This is a genomic window from Streptosporangium sp. G12 (genome assembly GCF_052983175.1).
Window position 1 is genome coordinate 410,502 of the sequence record NZ_JBRIQO010000001.1, and the last position, 18,310, is coordinate 428,811.

The window sequence follows — 18,310 nt, forward strand, 5'->3', positions numbered from 1 at the left end:
TTCCCGCCTGTACGCCACCGGGGACCGGGCCCGATGGCGGCCCGACGGCGAGCTCGAATACCTCGGCCGCCTCGACACCCAGGTAAAGATCCGCGGCATGCGCGTCGAACCCGGCGAGATCGAGGCCGCGCTGCTCTCCGAGCCCGAGGTCCGCGCGGCGGCCGTCGTCGCCGACGGCGACCGCCTGATCGGCTACGTGGTGACCGGCGAGGCGGGGCCGGCGGTCGACTGGCGGGCCAGGCTGCGGGCCAGGCTGCCCGACCACATGATCCCGTCGGCCTGGGTGACGCTGGAGGAGCTCCCCCTCACCTCCAACGGCAAGCTGGACAGGAAGGCCCTGCCCGCGCCGGACCCGGCGGCGGGCGCGGACGGATTCCGGGTGCCGCCGAGGGACCCGGTCGAGGGGCGGGTCGCGGCGATCTGGGAGGAGCTGTTCGACGTCCCCATGGTCGGGGTGTTCGACGACTTCTTCGACCTGGGCGGGCACTCGCTGCTGGCGCTCCGGCTGGCCGTGCGGATCAGGCAGGAGTTCGGCAGGGAACTGCCCGTGGCGACCGTGCTCGCCTCGCCGACCGTGGCGGGCCTGGCGGACGTGCTGCGCCGCCCGGAGGACCTGGGCGAGCAGCGGGTGGTGACGCTCAACGCGGACGGCGACCGCGTCCCGATCGTCCTGGTGCACGCCCTGGGCGGGCAGGTCTTCCGCTACCACCCGATGGCCCGCAGGCTCGGCCCCGACCAGCCCGTCTACGCGATCGCGGCCAGCGGCCTGGCGCCCGGCGAGGAACCGCACACCACGATGGCCGACATGGTCGAGGACTACGTCGACCGGCTGCGCGCCGTCCGTCCCAGCGGGCCGTACGTGCTGGGCGGGTTCTGCATCGGCGGGAACATCGCGCTGGAGATGGCCAGGCGGCTGCGTGACCTCGGCGAGGAGGTCCCGCTGCTGGTGCTGTTCTACTCCGACGCGGACGAGCCGGTGATCACCAGCTCGCTGGAGGACGACGCCTCGCTCATGACCCACGCGCTGGCGGGAGGACCGCTGGAGACGGACACCGCGGAGTTCGCCTGCCTCGACCCCGAGGAGATGCTGATGGCGGTCATCGCCGCCGCCGGGCGGGAGCGGCGGCTGGCGCCCGACACCGCCGACGTCGAGCAGGCCCGGCGTTTCCTGCGGGTGTTCCGGGCCAACGCCCACGCGGTCGGCCGCTACCGGCACGAGCCGTACGACGGTGACGTGGCGCTGTTCGCCCCCGCCGGTGACCGGCCCGATCTGGGCTGGAGCGGCGTGGTGAAGGGGAATCTCGCGATCGAGGCGATTCCCGGCGAGCGCGTGGTCATCCTGTTCGAACCCCTGGTCGCCGAGGCGGCCGCCAAGCTGAGGAGTTGGATCGACCATGGTGTCACCGGACACTGAGAGCCCCAAGAGCGCCGGAGCCCCTGAGGCTCCTCCCGAAGCCGCCGGTCCCGCGACCTCCGAAGGATCGGGAGGACCCGGAGGACCCGAGGATTCCGGGGACCACGGCGCCCCCGGGGGCGAGAAACGGCCCGAGGGGACCGGCGGCGACGGTCTCTGGCGCAACCAGGACTTCCTGCGGCTGTGGACCGGCCAGACCCTCTCCCAGTTCGGCTCGCAGATCTCGTACGTGGCGATCCCGCTGATCGCCGTCGTCACCCTGGGCGCGAGCGCGACCGAGATGGGCGTCCTCGGGGCGCTGATCCGGCTGCCGATGCTCGGATTCCTGCTGTTCGGCGTCTACGTCGACCGGATGCGCAAGCGGCCCGTGCTGATCTGGTCGGACCTGGGCCGGGCCGCGGTGCTCGCCCTGGTGCCGCTGCTGTACGTGATGGACAGCCTCACGCTCGGGGTGCTGTACGCGGTCGTGTTCGTCCTGAGCCTGCTGTCGGTGCTGTTCCAGGTCGCGTACCGCTCCTACTTCCCGTCGCTGGTGCCGCTGCGGCACCTGGGCGACGGCAACGGCAAGCTGCAGCTGAGCGAGTCGCTGGCGCAGACCGCCGGGCCCGGCGCGGCGGCGGCGCTGATCAAGGTGGTGGCCGCGCCACTGCTGATCATGATCGATGTGCTCTCCTACCTGTTCTCCGCGATCGCCATCCTCCTCATCCGCAAGCGCGAGGAGGTGCCCACCCCGGACGACGAGACGGCCGTGAGCGTGCACCGGGCGATCTGGGCGGGCTTCCGGTGGGTGATGGACCAGCCGATGATCCGGCCGCTGGCCATCGCCAGCGGGCTGTACTCGTTCTTCGTCATGGGCGCCATGCAGTCGATCTACGTGCTGTTCCTGCTGCGGGGCGGCCCCGACCTGCCGGTGGAATGGGTGGGGATCGTCATGGCGACCGGCGGCGTCGGCGCCATCCTCGGCGCGACCCTGTCGGTGCGGACCATGCGCCGTATGGGGATCGGCCCGACGCTGCTGTGGAGCACGATCATCGGCAACTGCGCGCTGCTGCTGGTGCCGTTCGCGTCGGGGCCGGTCTGGCTGGCCGCCGGGATGCTCGGACTCTCCCAGTTCGTCGTCTGGGCGAGCAACCAGGTCTTCTTCGTCAGCAACATGACGCTGGTGCAGTCGATCACCCCGCCGCACCTCCAGGCCAGGGTGATCGGCACGATCTACTCCCTCGGGCTGATCCCGGCCCCGCTCGGCGCCCTGGGCGCGGGCCTGCTCGGCGAGACCCTCGGCCTGCGCCCGGCCATCCTGCTCGCGGTGATCGCCGGAGCCATCCTGCCGATCCTGCTGCTGGTCTTCTCCCCGATCCCCAAGGTGAAGGAGATCCCCGGCACCTGACCGCCCGCGCGACGGCGCCCGTCCCCGGACCCCACCGGGGACGGGCGCCGGTACGGGAGAGGATGATGGTAGGCCAGGCGGCGGGCACGGCCGAGGGGACCCCGGGCGGCCGCCCGGCTCGATCGCGCGACCTACGGTGCCATCGTCCTTCACATCCCGCTTCCACCCGGTAGGAGAACCATGACCACACTCGCCGACAGGACCATCGCGGCTCTGCGTACCACCCACGACGAGCTGGCGGCCCTCGTCCGGGGGCTGGACGACGCCGACCTCACCCGGCCCTCCGGCTGCTCGGAGTGGAGCGTCGCCCAGGTGCTCAGCCACCTCGGCAGCGGCGCCGAGATCGCTCTGGCGACGCTGCGCGCGGCGCAGGACGGCAAGGAGGCCCCGGGCCAGGACTTCAACCACCCGGTGTGGGACCGCTGGAACGCGAAGGAGCCCAAGGAGCAGGCCGAGGACTTCCTCGCCGCCGACGCCGACATCGTCTCGGCGTTCGAGAGCCTCGACGCCGGCGCCCGCGAGCGGCTGCAGATCAAGCTGGGATTCCTCCCCATGCCGGGCAGCGTCGCGCTGGTGGCCGGGATGCGCCTGAACGAGGCCGCCCTGCACGCCTGGGACGTCAAGGTCGCCTTCGATCCCGAGGCGACCGTCGGGCGGGACGCCGCCGGGGTGCTGACCGACCTGTACGCCGGGCCGCTCGACTTCCTGATCGGCTTCATCGGCAGGCCGGACGGCCTGGACCCGCGCCTGGCCACCACCCTCCGGGTCGAGACGACCGACCCCGGGAACCTCCAGGGACTCACCCTCGGGGAGACCGTCGGCTTCAGCGAGGCCCCGGAGCCGGCCGACGTCACCCTGGCGCTTCCCAGCGAGGCCTGGACGCGCCTGCTCGGCGGCAGGCTGGCACCCGAGCACACCCCGCCGTCGGTGACCGTCACCGGCGACGGCGTCACCCTGGACGACCTCCGCCGGGTGTTCCCCGGTTTCTGACGACCGCCCGGCCCGTGCCCGCGGGCGGCGCCCTCCCGCCGCGCCGCCCGCGGGCAGCCGCGGCCCGGCCGCGCGAACGACAAGGATCAGTACACGTCGCGTACGTAGCGCCTGCTGGCGGCCAGGTGCTTGACGTACACGGCGGCCTCGTCGTCGCCGAGGCCGCCGTGGACGGTGGCGATCTCGCGCAGGGTCTGGTCGACGTCCTTGGCCATCCGGCTGGCGTCGCCGCAGACGTACAGGTGGGCGCCGTCCTGGAGCCAGGACCAGAGCCGGCCGCCGTGCTCGCGCATCCGGTCCTGGACGTAGACCTTGGCACGCTGGTCGCGGGAGAAGGCGAGGTCCAGCCGGGTCAGCAGCCCGTCCTGGTAGAAATCGTTGAGCTCGTCGCGGTAGTAGAAGTCACTGGAGCGCCGCTGCTCACCGAAGAAGAGCCAGTTGCGGCCGGAGTGGCCCAGGGCCCGGCGCTCGTCCAGGAAACCGAGGAAGGGCGCGACGCCCGTACCCGGGCCGATCATTATCATCGGGACGGCCGGATCGGCCGGGGGGCGGAAGTGCCTGTTGCGCTGGACGAAGACGGGTACGGAGGCGTGCCCGGGGCTGTCCGCGAGGAAGGACGAGCACACCCCCTTGCGCGCCGTACCGCGCGGGTTGTCGAAGCGGACGACCGAGACCGTCAGACGCACCCGGTGCGGATCGACCAGCGGGCTGGAGGAGATGGAGTACAGGCGCGGCTTCAGGCGTTTGAGGACGTCCGCCCACTCCTGGGCCGTGGCCCGGACGCGGAGTTCGCCGGCCACGTCGACGGCCTGGCGGCCCCAGGTCCACTTGGCCAGCTCTCCCCCGTTGCCCGAACGCAGGAACCGGGTGAGATCGCGGTCGCGGGTACGTTCGGCGACGAACCTGAGCAGGCCGGAGGTGATCCTGGTGATCTCCAGGTGGTTTCGCAGGGCCTCGCCGAACGGGACGGGGCCGAGGCCGGGGATCTCGACGGTGTCGGCGGGGTCGAGACCGGTCACGGTCAGCCACTCGGCGACGAGGCCGGCGCTGTTGACCGGCATCACCCCGAGCGCGTCACCGGCCTGGTAGGCCAGCTCGCCGCCGGTGTCGAAGGTGAACTGCCGTACCTCCTTGGCCGAGCCCGGCAGGCTGAGCAGCCGGTTGCCGGTCAGGGGGGCGCTGAACGGCGCGGCCCTGCCGAATCCCGTCGACGACTCGGGCTCCGGGGACGTCGGCCCGATGCCCGGGAGGGGCCGTTCGGGACCCGGGGACGCCGATCCGGGGTCCGAAGGCGCCGGCTCGGGGCCCGGTGTCGCCCCAGGGTCCGTGCGGCCCGGGAACACCGGCCCGGGGTCCGGCGTCGATCCGGGATCCGCCCGCGTCGGTCCGGGCTCCGAGCTCGCCGGGGACGGCGCGGAAGGCGGGGAAGGCTCGGCGAGGGTCGTGAGCAGTTGCTCGAGCCAGCCCAGGGCCCGCGAGTGGTCGTCGGGCTCGCAGTCCACGCGGGGTGCCAGACGCTGGGCGCCCAACTCCTCGAGGCGCTGGTCGAGCCGCCGCCCGTGGCCGCAGAAGTCGTCGTAGCTGGAGTCGCCGAAGGCGAGGACGGCATAGCGCACGCCGTCGAGCCGGGGGGCGCCGGACCCGATGAGGGCCTCCCAGAACCCGACGCCGTTGTCGGGTGCCTCGCCGTCGCCGAAGGTGCTGGAGATGACGAGAAGGTCCGCACCATGGGGAATGCTGTCCGGGGCGCAGTCGGCCATGCTGATCAGCCGGGGGGCTCGCCCCGCGCCGGTGAGCCGGTCGGCGCTGGCGGCGGCGAACTCCTCGGCGTTCCCGGTCTGGGAGGCCCACAGGACGACGATGTCGCGCGCCGGCAACACCGGGTCGCCGGTCACTCGCTGGGGCGGCGGCGCGAGAGTGCGGGAGAACATGCCGGCCAGCACCCCGTTGATCCACAGGGCGTGGGCGGGCTCGACGGGCGCGTGCTCCGGCAGGACCGGCACGACCGTACCGGCGGACCCCATGCCACCGGGGGCGGATGCCGCGCCGTCGGGAACGGATGCCGTGCTGTCGGGAACGGATGCCGTGCTGTCGAGGGCGGACAGGAAACCGGCCATGTAGCGGCGCTCGTGGTCGGCGAGCGACGGCGGTGTCAGGTCGGTCACCCCGAGCAGGTCGGCCAGCGCGGCGATCCGGGCGGGCCGAGCGGCCTCCGGCGCCGTTCCGGCGGCCTCCGGAACCGCGTACTCCGGCCCCATGGGGAAGGCGATCGTCCGGGCCTGCTCGGAGATCGCGGGGAACCCCGCCGTCCCGGCGGGGTTCGAGGCCATCGGGGATGCCGGGGACGCCTCGGAGGCGACCCTGGTGAGGGAGACCGCGCACGCCTTGAACTCGGGCTGGAAGGAGATGGGATCGACGGCGTCGCTGGTGACCGCGTTGACGCTGAGGTACTCGCCGAACAGGTCGTTCCAGTGGAACGGCGCGAAGCAGTTGCCCGGCATGACGCGGTCGCTCAGCCGGGCGGGCAGCACGGCCCTGCCGCGCCGGGAGGCGATCTCCACCAGGTCGCCCTCGCCGATCCCCTGCCCGGCCGCGTCGCTGGGGTGGATCTCGACGAAGGGCCCGGGGTTGAGCTTGTTGAGCTTGGCGACCCTTCCCGTCTTGGTCAGGGTGTGCCACTGGTGCTGCAGCCGGCCGGTGTTGAGGACGAAAGGGTAGGCGTCGTCGGGCAGCTCGGCGGCGGGCAGGTGCGGGCGGGGGAAGAAGGCGGCCCGGCCGTTCGGGGTGGCGAAGGCGAGGCGCGGGCGGCTGCCGTCGGGCCGGATGAGCGGTGCCTGGCTGGTGCCGTCGTTGAGATAACGGACGGGATTGCGGTCACCGCCGCCCGGCGGGCTCGGCCACTGGACGGGGGTCTCGCGCAGCCGCTCGTAGGTGACGCCCCGCAGGTCGTAGCCGGTCTTGGGATTCCACGTCCGCTTGATCTCCTCGAACACCTCCTCCGCGCAGGTGTACGAGAAGGCGTCCTCGAAGCCCATCTCGCAGGCGACACGGGCGATGATCTGCCAGTCGGGCAGCGCCTGTCCCGGCGGTTCCACGGCCTGCCGGAGCAGGGTGAGGTTCCGCTCGGAGTTGACCATCACGCCCTCGGTCTCGGCCCACATGGCCGCGGGCAGGACCACGTCGGCGTAGGCGTTGGTCTCGGTGGCGGCGAAGACGTCCTGGGTGACGACGAACTCGGCGGCCTCCAGGCCGGCGATGACGGTCCTGCGGTTGGCGACGCTGGCGACCGGGTTGGTGCAGATGATCCAGCACGCCTTGATCTCGCCCTCGGCCATGCGCGAGAACATCTCGACGGTCCCCTGGCCGACGTCGGTGCGCAGGGTGCCGGGCGGCAGGTTCCACAGCTCCTCGGTGAAGAGGCGGTCCTCCTCCACCAGCACCGAACGCTGGCCGGGCAGTCCGGGACCCATGTAGCCCATCTCGCGCCCGCCCATGGCGTTGGGCTGGCCGGTCAGGGAGAACGGGCCGCTGCCGGGGCGGCAGATCGCGCCGGTGGCCAGGTGCAGGTTGCACAGCGCGTTGGTGTTCCAGGTGCCGTGCGTGCTCTGGTTGAGCCCCATCGTCCAGCAGCTCATCCACTCCCCCGCCGCGCCGATCCACTCGGCCGCCTGCCGCAGGTCGTCCTCGGGGATGCCGGTGAGGGCGGCGACCGTCTCGGGCGGGTAGTCCCGCAGGAAGTCCGGCATCGCCTCCCAGCCGTCGGTGTGGCGCTCGACGAACTCGTGGTCGACGTGGCCGCCCTCGACCAGCAGGTGCAGCAGCCCGTTGAGCAGGGCCAGGTCGGTGCCGGGCCTGATCTGCAGGAACAGGTCGGCCTTGTCGGCGGTGGCGGTACGGCGCGGATCGACCACGATGAGCTTGGCCCCGGCCTTGACCCGCTCCATCATCCGCAGGAACAGGATCGGGTGGCAGTCGGCCATGTTCGCGCCGATCACGAAGAACAGGTCGGCGTGGTCGAAGTCCCGGTACGAGCCGGGCGGGCCGTCCGACCCGAGCGACAGCTTGTAGCCGCTGCCCGCGCTGGCCATGCACAGCCGGGAGTTGGACTCGATCTGGTTGGTGCCGACGAAGCCCTTGGCGAGCTTGTTGGCCAGGTACTGCGCCTCCAGCGTCATCTGGCCGGACACGTAGAACGACAGCGCGTCCGGCCCGTGCTCGTCCAGGATCCGCCGCAGACGCCGGGCGGTCTCGCTGATCGCCGCGTCCACGCCGGTCGGGGCGAATTCGGCGCCCCGCTCCGGCCTGACCAGCCCGCTCTCGAGGCGGCCGGGGGCGGCGAGCATGTCCGCGGTGGTGGCTCCCTTGGTGCACAGCCGGCCGGCGTTGGCCGGGTGGCTCTTGTCGCCGGAGGCCTTGACGACCCGGCGCCGCCCGTCCACCTCCAGGACGATCCCGCAGCCGACACCGCAGTACGAGCAGACCGTCTTCACTCTCTCTGACGCCGCCATAGAGTCCCTTCTCCCTGAGCAGGGGCCCCTGACGCCCTCCGCCGGACAGCGGGAACGCCAAAGCCGCATCGGGCGGATCCAACGACGGAAACATAAGAAACAGGCGTTACGTAGATGTCACAGATGTCAGCGCTCGGCTGTTACATCCGCCTAACCGCCGATCTCCCCCGGCCACGCGGGACCGCGCGGCGTGACCTCGTCATACTCCCGAACGCCGGGGCAGGGGCACGTCGGCACGTTGTCCCGAGCTCAACGAGCGGGCCGTGACCACGGTTCGGAATTTCCCGTGGGCGCTGTTCACCGACGATTACCCTGAGTGTGCCCGCGGCGGCACCATGAACGGAAGGAAGGCGAATAATCCGTTCCGCTGAATCGCGGCGGTCTGATGCCCTGCTCTCATCTCGCGAAGAGCAAGGGGGCGGACAGGGAGGTACGGGCAGGCGTGGAACTCGACATGGATTACCCGGGGCGGAGATTCCGTCTGTGGATTTACGTTCCTTCGCATTCCAAGCTTCTGCTGCGCAGTGGCCTGGAAACATCCGGCACAACACGGATCGACATCGCTTTCGGGGGTGTCCTGGCAGTCAGCCTGCCCGTGTCGATGGATGGCCTTACGATCGGGAAACCCGACTCGAAGTCGATTCGCTCCGTGGCCGCCCAGCTTGGGCCTCGCCTGAACCTGGATAACCTCCTGATCGTCCGTGGGCGGGATTACAGCGGGTACGTGGTGGCGAGCATCATCGAGATAGACGAAAGCAATCGCCGCATGCGAGAGCAAGATAAATGGGGCATAACCCCGCCAGGCTGAAATCTCGATCGGAAGGTCGCAGGGTCCGGACCGACCATGCGGCGACTTTCTCCTCGCGGCCTTCCAGCGGGACGCCCCTGTGCCGACCACGAAGTTCCAACCGCCTCATCGCGGTGCGGCTACGCTGATGAACGAGCCGGACAACCTGGCGTGAGTGTCCAGTCGAAGGGGCGCGCGATGTCCGACCCGGTAGACCTGGCCAACGCCGCGTGGCGTAAAAGTTCGCTCAGCGGAGCCAACGGAGACTGCGTGGAGGTCGCGGACCTGGGCGACGTCGTGGCCGTCCGCGACTCCAAGAACCCCGGCGGCCCCAAACTCGTCTTCACCCGCGACACCTGGTCGACCTTCGTCACACAGCTGAAGAACGACGCGTAATTCCCCGGGGTGGTCTGCCGGGATCGCATGGGCCACAACCCGCACGATCCCCACAGGTACCGTCAGGTGACCAGGTCCGCGACCAGTTCCAGTTGTTCCAGGCGGAGCCTGAGCGTCGGGGTGACCAGGCCGACGACGAGGGAGGTCGCACCCGCCTCGCGGTAGGCGGCGACCCGTTCGCGGAGTTTGCCGGGCGGCCCGCACATGGTCATCGCGTCGACCAGGCCGTCCGGGAGCAGCGACATCGCCTCGCCCTGGCGCCCGCCCAGGAACGCCTCCTGGATCGCCTCCGCCTCCTTCTCGAAGCCCAGGGAGCGGGCCAGGCGGTTGTAGAAGTTGGTACGGCGCGAGCCCATGCCGCCCAGGTAGAGGGCGAGCATGGGCCGCATCATGTCGTAGGCCAGCTCCTCGTCGTCGTCGACGAGGGTGAGGATCATCGGCGCGACGTCGAAGCCGTCCAGGCTGCGGCCGGCCCGTGCCGCGCCCGCGCGCAGGTGGGCCGTGCGCTCGGCCAGGTGCTCGGGCGGGAAGTGGATCGCGAGCCAGCCGTCGGCCAGCTCCCCGGCGAGCGCGGTCGTCTCCGGGCCCATCGCGCCGAGATAGACGGGAAGGTGCTTCTGGACTGGGGAGACGCCCAGGGACAGCTCCTTGCCCTGCCCGCCGGGGAGCGGCAGCGTCATAGTCTCGCCCGAGTAGCTCACCGGGCGGCCTTCCAGGGCCAGCCGCAGCACCGACAGGTAGTCGCGGGCTCGGGCCACCGGCCGGTCGAAGCGCTCCCCGTGCCAGCCCTCCACGACCTGCGGCCCCGACACGCCCACGCCCAGCCGGGCCCGGCCGCCGGAGACCTGGTCGATGGTGGCGGCCGTCATCGCCGCCACCACGGGCTTGCGGCCCGACATCTGCAGCACGCCGGTGCCCAGCGCGATCCGCTCGGTCTGGCCCGCGATCCACGCCATCAGGCTCGCCGGGTCGGTGCCGTACGTCTCGGCGGCCCACACCGACTCGTAGCCCAGCCGCTCGGCCTCGCGGACCAGGGCGAGGTGGTCGGCGGGACCGAGCCCGGCCCCGCCCCAGTAGCTCATGCTGTAACCGAGACGCATCCGATCTCCTCTGCGATGACGGTGGCGAGCAGGTCAGGGGTCTCCTCGGCCAGCCAGTGCGATGCGTCGAGCTCGCGCATCGACGGCCGCGCGACGCTCTGCCTGCGCCAGCCGAGCAGCCCGCCGCGCGACATGGAGCCGTCGCGGCTGCCGTACAGGACGGTGACGGGCACGGGCAGCGGCGGCCCCTGCCGGTGCCGGTACCGGGCGAGCATCCCGAAGTCGGCGCGGAGGGCGGGTTCGAGGATCGGCCTGAGCACCTCGCGCTCGGCCACCTCCGCCGGTACGCCGCCCAGCTCGATCAGCTGGTCCCAGAACAGCCACGACGGCAGGGACGGCAGCCTGCGCAGCAGGAGCGTGACGTCCGGCGCGGCGAAGGACCCCACGAGCAGCCGTTCCGGCCAACGCCCCGCTGACCCGGCCGGAAGTCCGGACCCGTCCGGGGCGAGTTCGACCAGGCGGCGGCAGACCAGGTAGGCCAGGAGCGCACCGCTGCAGTAGCCGAACAGCGCGTACGGCTCGCGGGCGTTCGCCAGCAGGTCGCGGGCCAGGTCGTCGACCAGCTTGTCGAGGTCCTCGACCGGCGGCTCGGCCAGCCTGGCCTGGCGGCCGGGGAGGTTCACCGACCACACGCCGACCTCGTCGGGGAACCGCTCGGCCAGGTCGGTGAGCGAGGCGGGGCCGCTGCCCGCGTTGGGGAAGGTGTACAGGCGGATCCGGCCCCCCGGCCGCTCCCCCACCGGTACGAACCACGGCGCGGTCATCTGGGTCCTTCCATCGTGGGGACGTCGGGTGCGGGCTCCGGGGCTCCCGGCCTCGGGAAGACGATCAAGAGCCCGCCCCTTCCTGGATGAACGCGGCCAGCTCGGCCGGGGTGGGATGGTCGAAGACCGCGCGGACGTTGATCGCCCGGCCCGCGAGTTCCTCCAGCGGGGCGATCAGCCGTACGGCGAGCACCGAGTGCCCCCCGTTGAGGAAGAAGTTGTCGTGCTCGCCGAGCCCCGGGCGGCGCAGTGCCTCCCGCCAGAGCCGCAGCACCCCCTCGGCGAGCTCCGAGCTCGCCGGGGCGCGGGAGGCGGACGGCGGCTCGTCCTCGGGGACGGTCAGCCCTCGATAGTCGATCTTGCCGTTGGCGGTCGTCGGGAACTCGTCGGCCAGGACGATCCCCGAGGGGACCGCGTAGTCCGGCAGCCGCGTCCCCGCGTACCGCCACAGCTCCTCGCGCAGCGCGGCCCCGGTCTCCCCGTCGGGCAGGTCCGTGGGTTGCACGAACGCCACCAGCCTGTCGTCGTGGACGATGACGGCCGCGACCTTGACGGCGTCGTGGTGGTGCAGCACCGCCTCGATCTCGCCCAGCTCGATGCGGTGCCCGCGCAGCTTGATCTGGCGGTCGTCGCGGCCCAGCAGCTCCAGGGTCGCGTCGTGCCTGAGCCTGGCCATGTCCCCGGTCCGGTAGAAGCGCCCGTGGCGGGGGTGCTCGCCGAACCGCTCGGCGGTCAGCTCCGGCCGGTTGACGTACCCGGCGCTCACCCCGTCGCCCGCCACGCACAGCTCGCCGGGTACGCCCGGCGGGGCCTCGCGCCCGTCGGCGTCCCTGACGAAGATCCGGGTGTTGGCGAGCGGCACCCCGATCGGCACCGGGTCGGCCGGAGGAGCGAGGATCTCGGCGGCGGTGGACCAGATGGTCGTCTCGGTCGGCCCGTAGACGTTGAACAACCGGCAGCCGAGGCCCAGCAGGTCCGTGGCGAGCGCGGCGGGCATGGGCTCCCCGCCGCAGAGCACGATGCGACCGGCCAGCTCGTCGCGCGCCTCGGGGGCGATGAGCCGCCAGGCCGTCGGGGTGGCCTGCACGACGCGTACGTCCCGTGCCGCGATGAGTTCCAGGAACCTGCGCGGCTGGAGCTGGTCGTCGTCGGAGGCGACGACCAGGGTGCCGCCGGCGGTGAGCGGGAGCATCAGCTCCAGTGCCGAGATGTCGAAGGAGGTCGTGGTGGACCACAGCACCGCGTCGCCCGCGCCCGCCCCGAGCCTGTCCGCGAAGTCGAGGACGAGGTTGGCCAGGTTGCCGTGGGTGACGGCCACCCCCTTGGGCCTCCCGGTGGATCCCGAGGTGTAGATCACGTAGGCGATCGACTCCCCGGTGACCGCCGCGGCGATCTCTGCCGGATCCAGCCGTCGCGCGGGCGCGCCGTCGCGGTCCGCCTGATCCGCCGCCCCGGCTCCGGGGGCCTGCGGCATGGAGAGTACGGGGACCTCCCCCGCCCAGGAAGCCTCGGAGTCGGCGATGACCAGGCGGGCCCCGCAGTCCTCCACCTGGTAGGCCAGGCGCAGCTCGGGCTGGCGCGGGTCCAGTGGCAGGTAGGCGGCCCCGGCCGCCCAGACGCCGAGCACCGCGGCGACCGTCTCCGCCGAACGGCCCAGGCCGAGCGCCACGATGTCGCCGGAGCCCGCGCCGTGCGAGACGAGGGTGTCCCTGACGGCGGCCGCCCAGGTGAGCAGCTCGTCGTAGGTGACCTCCCGGTCGCCGTCGCGGATCGCCGTACCGGTGCGGGCCTCGCGGGTCGCCTCCCGGTCGCCCTCACGGATCCCCGTGCCGCCACCGGGCTCGTGGACGCCTCCGGTGCGGGCGACGATCCGCTCCAGCAGCGTGGCCGGTCCTTCCCAGGTCCGCGCGGTGTCGTTGAGCCGGTCGAGCAGCCGCCGGTCGGCCGCGGAGAGGGAGTCCAGCTCCCGCTGCGGGCGCCGCGCGTCCTCGGCGGCCCGCCGCAGCAGGGCGGTCATCCGCGCGACGAACGCGGCGATCTCGGCCTCGTCGTGGACCTCCGTGCTGTGCCAGACCCTGAGCGTGAGCCTGCCGGGCTCCTGCACCGCGATGCACTGCAGGTCCAGGCGGCTGCGGTCGAACAGGTCCTCGACGTACTCGGGGACGGAGCCCAGGATGCTGACCTGGTCGTCGGTCCACGGCCGGTAGTTGAACATGTGCCGGAACAGCGGCACCCTCCAGTCGCCGGTGCCGTGCCCGCGCTCGACCAGCACCGCCTCCACCGAGGCGTCCGCGTGCTCGACCCCCTCGAAGAAGACGTCCTCGACCCGCCTGACCAGGGCGGCGAAACCCTCGTCCGGGTCGGCGCGCACCCGCATCGGCAGGGTGCTGACGCCGTAGCCGACGTGGCCGCGCATCGCGGCCGTCCTGGTGGTGACCGGCATCGCGGCCACCAGCTCGGGACCCGCGCCGTGGGCGCGCAGGGTGAGCATGAACGCGGCGGCCAGCACGATGTTGTCGGTGGTGCGCAGGCCGGTCCGCAGCGTGTCGAGCGCCCGCCGCGTGTCGGCGTCCACCTCCCAGGAGCAGGTGTGCCCGGCGAAGGTGGGCCGGGCGGGCGACGGCCTGCTGCCGGGGAGCACCATCGCGGCCGGATCGACGTCCCTGAGCCGGTCGAGCCAGTAGTCCAGCGACTCCCGGGACGCCTCCCCCGGCTCCAGCATGGGCGCGACGCCGGAGAGCGCGGCGGGGAGCGGCTCCTGGCTCGTCTGCGCGTCGTAGAAGCCGCCCAGTTCCTCGACGAGGAACTGCATCGAGGTGGCGTCGATGACGATGTGGTGGGCCACCAGGCAGACCACGCTCCCCCCGCCGTCGGGCAGCGCGAAGTGCCCGGCCCGGAAGAGCAGGTCGCGGCCCAGGTCGAAGGGCTCGTCGAGGAACCCCTGGAGGTCGGAGACGAGCGTCTCCTCGGTGGTCTCCCCGTTCACCAGCTTGATCTGCGCGTCCTGCGGGGCGGTGAGGTGCCGCACGGGCGCGCCGTCCACCACGGGGAACCGCAGGCGCAAGGCCGGATGCCGCTTGAGCAGCCGGTTCACCGCGATCTGCAGCGGGAATCTGCGCAGCGGCTCGCGGGTCCTGAACGCCACCGCCAGATTGGACACCCCGCTCGACCCGGCGAGCTGCTCCAGCACCCAGAACGAGTACGGGACCGCCCCGGGTTTGCGGAGCGGCTCGGCGGGCTCGGGCAGGCCCTCGGGGACCCGCGACGCGCCCTCGCGCTCCCGCGGCGCGGAAGCCAGCGGGGGGACGCCCGGCGGGGGAACGGGAACGACCGACGCCGGGGCGTAGCGGTGCCCTCCCGGGACGGGCAGGCGCTGCAGGGGGTGGTCGGGGTCGAGGGCGGCCCAGTCCACCGGGCAGCCGAGTGTCCACAGCCGGGCGAGCGCCGCGAGCAGGCCCCGGCGGTCGTCCCCGCAGTCGATCGTCCCCTCGTCCGAGGGCGCCCCCGCCGTCCCGATCAGGAGGGACAGCGTGCCTTCCGCACCGGTGGACTCCGGTCCGGCCTTCACCCGGGGCGAGGACTCCCGCGCAGGGACCGCCTCGTGAGGAGTCTCCGGTTCGTGGAACGTTTCATGCCCCGGCAGCGGCTCGGGCGCCGCGATGTCGGCCGGTACCGACTCGGGCACCGTCAGGCCGTCCGGAACCGGCTCGGACACCGCCATCGCGTCGTCCGCCACCGGTTCGGGCACCTGTCCGGGCGCCCGCTCGGCCATCCGCTCCGGCGCCTGTCCCGGTCCCTGCTCAGGCACCTGCTCAGGCACCGCGACGGAGGCGGCGACCCGGGCGATCGCCTCGTCCAGTTCCAGCGTTCCCGAGAAGGCGGCGGCGGTGAGCTCGCCGACACCCTCTCCCGCGCATCCCACGGGTGTGACGCCCCAGCCGGTCAGGGTCGCCGCCAGGGAGTAGGTCACCGCGAACGTCACCGGGTCGTCGTCACGCTCCCCGGCGAGCCAGGCGTCGTAGAGATCGACGCCGTGCCGCTCGAAACCTTCCAGGCAGACGTCCATCGCCTCGCTGAACAGCCGCTCGGCCCCGTACAGCGAGGCCCCCAGCCGCCCGGCGCCCCCGGCGGGGAAGACGAACCTCACCTCGCCGGCCGCACCCTTGAAAAGCGGCACATACCTGAGCGTCGTTCCTTCTGGTGAGGCCTCGGGAGTCACGGCGACGGCCGTGGCGAGGGCCGCGGACGCCTCGGCGGGGGTGGCGGCCACGACCGCGCCCCGGACGGGACGCTGGGGGCGGCCCAGCTGGAGGACGGCCACGGCGTCGGCGAACCGGTCGGCGCCGAGGGTGGCGAAGAACCCCGCCAGGCTCTTCCTCACGGCGTCGGCCTCCGCCGGCGTGCGTCCCGACCAGGCGACGACGCGGGGCCGGGAGTCCCCCGGGAGGTGGACCGGGGGGAAGCCCTCCTTCACCCTCAGCGGTTCCCGCAGGCGTGCGGCCGAGCCGCCTCCGCGCCAACCACCGCGCCCACTGCGGGTGGGAACGGTGCGGGCGGGAACGGTCCTGGTGGAAACGATGCGGGCGGGAGCGAGGCCGGGCGGGGATTCGATCACCGCCTCGATCACGGCGCTCACGAGGTCGCCGTCGAGGAGAGCGTCGTCCAGGCGCTTGAGCACGATCGTGGTGCCCGGTTCCGCGAGAGCGTCGAGGCTCGGTCCCGAGACCGAGACCACGAGGTCGCAGTCACCGACCGCGAGGGCCAGGCAGGCCTCCTCGGCCGGCTCGTAGCCGGCGAACACTCCCGGGGAGCGCGCGGGGTCGTATCCGGCGTTCTCCAGCGCGCCCTCCTCGGTCTCCCGCAGGACGACACCGGGAGGGGGGAGCGGGGCACGCGGGCCCATGCCGATCACGGCGATCGACGCGGTATCGGTCACCGAGGCGCCCCGCCGTCCCGGCGGATACGGGCGCGCACGTCCCTGCGGCTGCCCCCGACGGGGCGCAGGCGCGCGGGTTCGCTCCTGACGGGTTCCCGCGCGCCCTCGACGAGGCGGCTGAGCGCCCGCACGTTCGGCCGGGTGAACATCGAGGTGACCGGGATGTCGATGCCGAGCACCCCCGTGATGTCCGCGTGCAGCTCGACCAGTGCCATCGAGTTGAGCCCGGCCTCGAAGAAGTTCTCGTCGGGGTCGACCGCCCGGCCCAGGCGGGCCTCGATCATCTCCGCGACCGTGTCGGCGGCCGAGACGCGCGGCCCCGGTGGACCCGGAGGCCGCCCCTCGGCCTCCTCGCGTTGCCGCTCCGCTCCCACCGGCCGACTGCCCTGGATCATCCGGCGCCTTTCGTTGAGTTTGTCCGGTTCATCAGACGGGCCCCGTCCGGGCACGCCATGCACCGATCCTCTGACACCTATTCGGACACGACAAGAGCGTATTTTTCGGCATTTTTGAATCCGCAGCCGCGTGAAAAAGCCCCGGAAACGCGAACGGCCACCGCCGCAGCGGTGGCCGTACGCGATCGCGCAGATCAGCCGGGGTTGGAGACCGCCGCGCCGATGGTGTGCACGCGCAGGGCGTTGGTGGAACCCGCGGTGCCGGGAGGCGAACCGGCGACGATGACGACCTTGTCGCCCTTCTCCAGGCGGGAGTTGGCGAGCAGCGAGGCCTCCACCTGGCGGACCATGTCGTCGGTGTGGTGGACGAACGGCACCTCGAAGGTCTCCACGCCCCAGGTCAGCGCGAGCTGGTTGCGGACGTGGCTGGCGGAGGTGAACGCCAGCAGCGGGATCGGCGAGCGGTAGCGGGCCAGGCGGCGGGCCGTCTCACCGGACATGGTGAACGCCACCAGCGCCTTGGCGCCGACGATGGCGCCGACCTCCGCCGCGGCGCGGGCGATGGCGCCGCCGGTGGTCTCCGGCAGCCGGTCGAGGCTGTGCGTGGCCTGCAGGGAGCTCTTCTCCGCGGTCGTGGCGATGCGGCTCATCGTCTCGACGACCTCGACGGGGTAGTTGCCGACCGACGTCTCGCCGGAGAGCATGACCGCGTCGGCGCCGTCCATGACGGCGTAGGCGACGTCGGAGGCCTCGGCGCGGGTGGGCCGCGGGGAGGTGATCATCGACTCCAGCATCTGGGTGGCGACGATGACCGGGCGGGCCTTCTCGCGGCAGAGCTCGATGGCGCGCTTCTGCACGATGGGCACCTCCTCCAGCGGCAGCTCGACCCCGAGGTCGCCGCGGGCGACCATGATGCCGTCGAAGGCCTCGATGATCTCCGGAAGCCGCTCCACGGCCTGCGGCTTCTCGATCTTGGCGAGCAGCGGGAGGCGGATGCCCTCCTGCTCCATGATGTTGCGCACCACGTCGGCGTCGGAGGGACGCCTGACGAAGGAGAGGGCGACCAGGTCGAAGCCGGTGCGCAGGGCCCAGCGAAGGTCGGTCTCGTCCTTGTCGGTCAGGACGGGGGCGCTGACGTTGACGCCGGGCAGGTTGAGGCCCTTGTTGTCGGAGATCATGCCACCGATGATCACCCGGGTGGTGACGCGCTGGCCGTCGACCCGGGTCACCTCCAGCCGGACGCGGCCGTCGTCGACCAGGATGTTGTCCCCGGGACTGACGTCCTTGGGAAGCCCCAGATAGGACGTGGAGACCTGGTCACGGTCGCCGGGAACCTCCTCAGTGGTGATCGTGAAGACATCACCGAAGCCGAGGCGGACGGGGCCCTCACCGAACTTGCCGACCCGGATCTTGGGGCCTTGGAGGTCAGCCAGCAGACCCACGCCACGCCCGAGCTCGGCGGCGGCCTCCCTCACCCTGTCGTAAACCTCCTTGTGCAGCTCGTGGCTGCCATGGCTGAGGTTGAAACGGGCCACGTCCATCCCGGCCGCGATCAGTTCGCGGAGGCGTTCGGGAGAAGAGGTGGCAGGGCCGAGAGTGCAGACGATTTTCGCGCGACGAGTCACGGATCCCA

The 18,310-nt window shown here is 72.2% G+C and carries 11 protein-coding genes; 5 read left to right on the forward strand and 6 right to left on the reverse strand.

Features of this window, described 5'->3' with window-relative positions:
- Positions 1-97 precede the first annotated feature (97 nt).
- The 3 genes from ACVCAG_RS01730 (at position 98) to ACVCAG_RS01740 (ending at position 3,791) form a co-directional block, all read left to right on the forward strand.
- The gene (locus tag ACVCAG_RS01730) at positions 98-1,414 is read left to right on the forward strand and encodes a thioesterase domain-containing protein (RefSeq protein WP_447189431.1); all 1,317 of its coding nucleotides are present in this window, start codon (positions 98-100) and stop codon (positions 1,412-1,414) included.
- Positions 1,395-2,801, forward strand: a complete 1,407-nt coding sequence (locus ACVCAG_RS01735; protein ID WP_440082062.1) for an MFS transporter — start codon at positions 1,395-1,397, stop codon at positions 2,799-2,801. The genes ACVCAG_RS01730 and ACVCAG_RS01735 overlap by 20 nt, the downstream gene beginning before the upstream one ends.
- Positions 2,802-2,981: 180 nt before the next feature.
- Positions 2,982-3,791 (forward strand): maleylpyruvate isomerase family mycothiol-dependent enzyme, encoded by an 810-nt coding sequence (locus ACVCAG_RS01740; RefSeq protein ID WP_440082061.1) that lies wholly within the window; start codon positions 2,982-2,984, stop codon positions 3,789-3,791.
- Positions 3,792-3,877: 86 nt separating this feature from the next.
- Here the strand turns inward: ACVCAG_RS01740 and ACVCAG_RS01745 are convergent, their stop codons facing one another.
- Positions 3,878-8,299: a molybdopterin-dependent oxidoreductase gene (locus tag ACVCAG_RS01745; protein WP_447189365.1), complete on the reverse strand. Its 4,422-nt coding sequence runs from the start codon at positions 8,297-8,299 to the stop codon at positions 3,878-3,880.
- A gap of 442 nt (positions 8,300-8,741) precedes the next feature.
- On the opposite strand from ACVCAG_RS01745, the gene ACVCAG_RS01750 reads away from it, so the two are divergent.
- Together ACVCAG_RS01750 and ACVCAG_RS01755 are read left to right on the forward strand one after the other, a co-directional pair.
- Positions 8,742-9,107, forward strand: coding sequence for a hypothetical protein (locus tag ACVCAG_RS01750; RefSeq protein WP_447189366.1), 366 nt, complete (start codon positions 8,742-8,744; stop codon positions 9,105-9,107).
- Positions 9,108-9,284: 177 nt separating this feature from the next.
- The gene (locus ACVCAG_RS01755) at positions 9,285-9,482 is read left to right on the forward strand and encodes a DUF397 domain-containing protein (RefSeq protein WP_447189367.1); all 198 of its coding nucleotides are present in this window, start codon (positions 9,285-9,287) and stop codon (positions 9,480-9,482) included.
- Between the two features lie 62 nt (positions 9,483-9,544).
- On the opposite strand, the gene ACVCAG_RS01760 is transcribed toward ACVCAG_RS01755, so the two are convergent.
- From ACVCAG_RS01760 to pyk, 5 genes are all read right to left on the reverse strand, one after another.
- Complete coding sequence (locus tag ACVCAG_RS01760; RefSeq protein WP_447189368.1) at positions 9,545-10,582, reverse strand: LLM class F420-dependent oxidoreductase; 1,038 nt, start codon at positions 10,580-10,582, stop codon at positions 9,545-9,547.
- Complete coding sequence (locus ACVCAG_RS01765; protein ID WP_447189369.1) at positions 10,561-11,346, reverse strand: thioesterase II family protein; 786 nt, start codon at positions 11,344-11,346, stop codon at positions 10,561-10,563. Before ACVCAG_RS01765 ends, ACVCAG_RS01760 begins: the two co-directional genes overlap by 22 nt.
- A 64-nt stretch (positions 11,347-11,410) precedes the next feature.
- Positions 11,411-16,282 carry an amino acid adenylation domain-containing protein gene (locus ACVCAG_RS01770; RefSeq protein ID WP_447189370.1) on the reverse strand — a complete coding sequence of 1,624 codons (4,872 nt, stop codon included), beginning with the start codon at positions 16,280-16,282 and terminating at the stop codon, positions 11,411-11,413.
- Positions 16,279-16,677 carry a phosphopantetheine-binding protein gene (locus tag ACVCAG_RS01775; protein ID WP_440082046.1) on the reverse strand — a complete coding sequence of 133 codons (399 nt, stop codon included), beginning with the start codon at positions 16,675-16,677 and terminating at the stop codon, positions 16,279-16,281. Before ACVCAG_RS01775 ends, ACVCAG_RS01770 begins: the two co-directional genes overlap by 4 nt.
- A 194-nt stretch (positions 16,678-16,871) precedes the next feature.
- Positions 16,872-18,302 (reverse strand): pyruvate kinase, encoded by a 1,431-nt coding sequence (gene pyk / locus ACVCAG_RS01780; RefSeq protein ID WP_362842710.1) that lies wholly within the window; start codon positions 18,300-18,302, stop codon positions 16,872-16,874.
- Between the last annotated feature and the right edge of the window lie 8 nt (positions 18,303-18,310).

Bases quoted from the DNA above. Each gene is read 5' to 3' on its own strand.
- ACVCAG_RS01730 (WP_447189431.1), top strand. From the start codon at position 98: ATGCGCGTCGAACCCGGCGAGATCGAGGCCGCGCTGCTCTCCGAGCCC.
- ACVCAG_RS01735 (WP_440082062.1), top strand. From the start codon at position 1,395: ATGGTGTCACCGGACACTGAGAGCCCCAAGAGCGCCGGAGCCCCTGAG.
- ACVCAG_RS01740 (WP_440082061.1), top strand. From the start codon at position 2,982: ATGACCACACTCGCCGACAGGACCATCGCGGCTCTGCGTACCACCCAC.
- ACVCAG_RS01745 (WP_447189365.1), bottom strand. From the start codon at position 8,299: ATGGCGGCGTCAGAGAGAGTGAAGACGGTCTGCTCGTACTGCGGTGTC.
- ACVCAG_RS01755 (WP_447189367.1), top strand. From the start codon at position 9,285: ATGTCCGACCCGGTAGACCTGGCCAACGCCGCGTGGCGTAAAAGTTCG.
- ACVCAG_RS01760 (WP_447189368.1), bottom strand. From the start codon at position 10,582: ATGCGTCTCGGTTACAGCATGAGCTACTGGGGCGGGGCCGGGCTCGGT.
- ACVCAG_RS01765 (WP_447189369.1), bottom strand. From the start codon at position 11,346: ATGACCGCGCCGTGGTTCGTACCGGTGGGGGAGCGGCCGGGGGGCCGG.
- ACVCAG_RS01775 (WP_440082046.1), bottom strand. From the start codon at position 16,677: ATGATCCAGGGCAGTCGGCCGGTGGGAGCGGAGCGGCAACGCGAGGAG.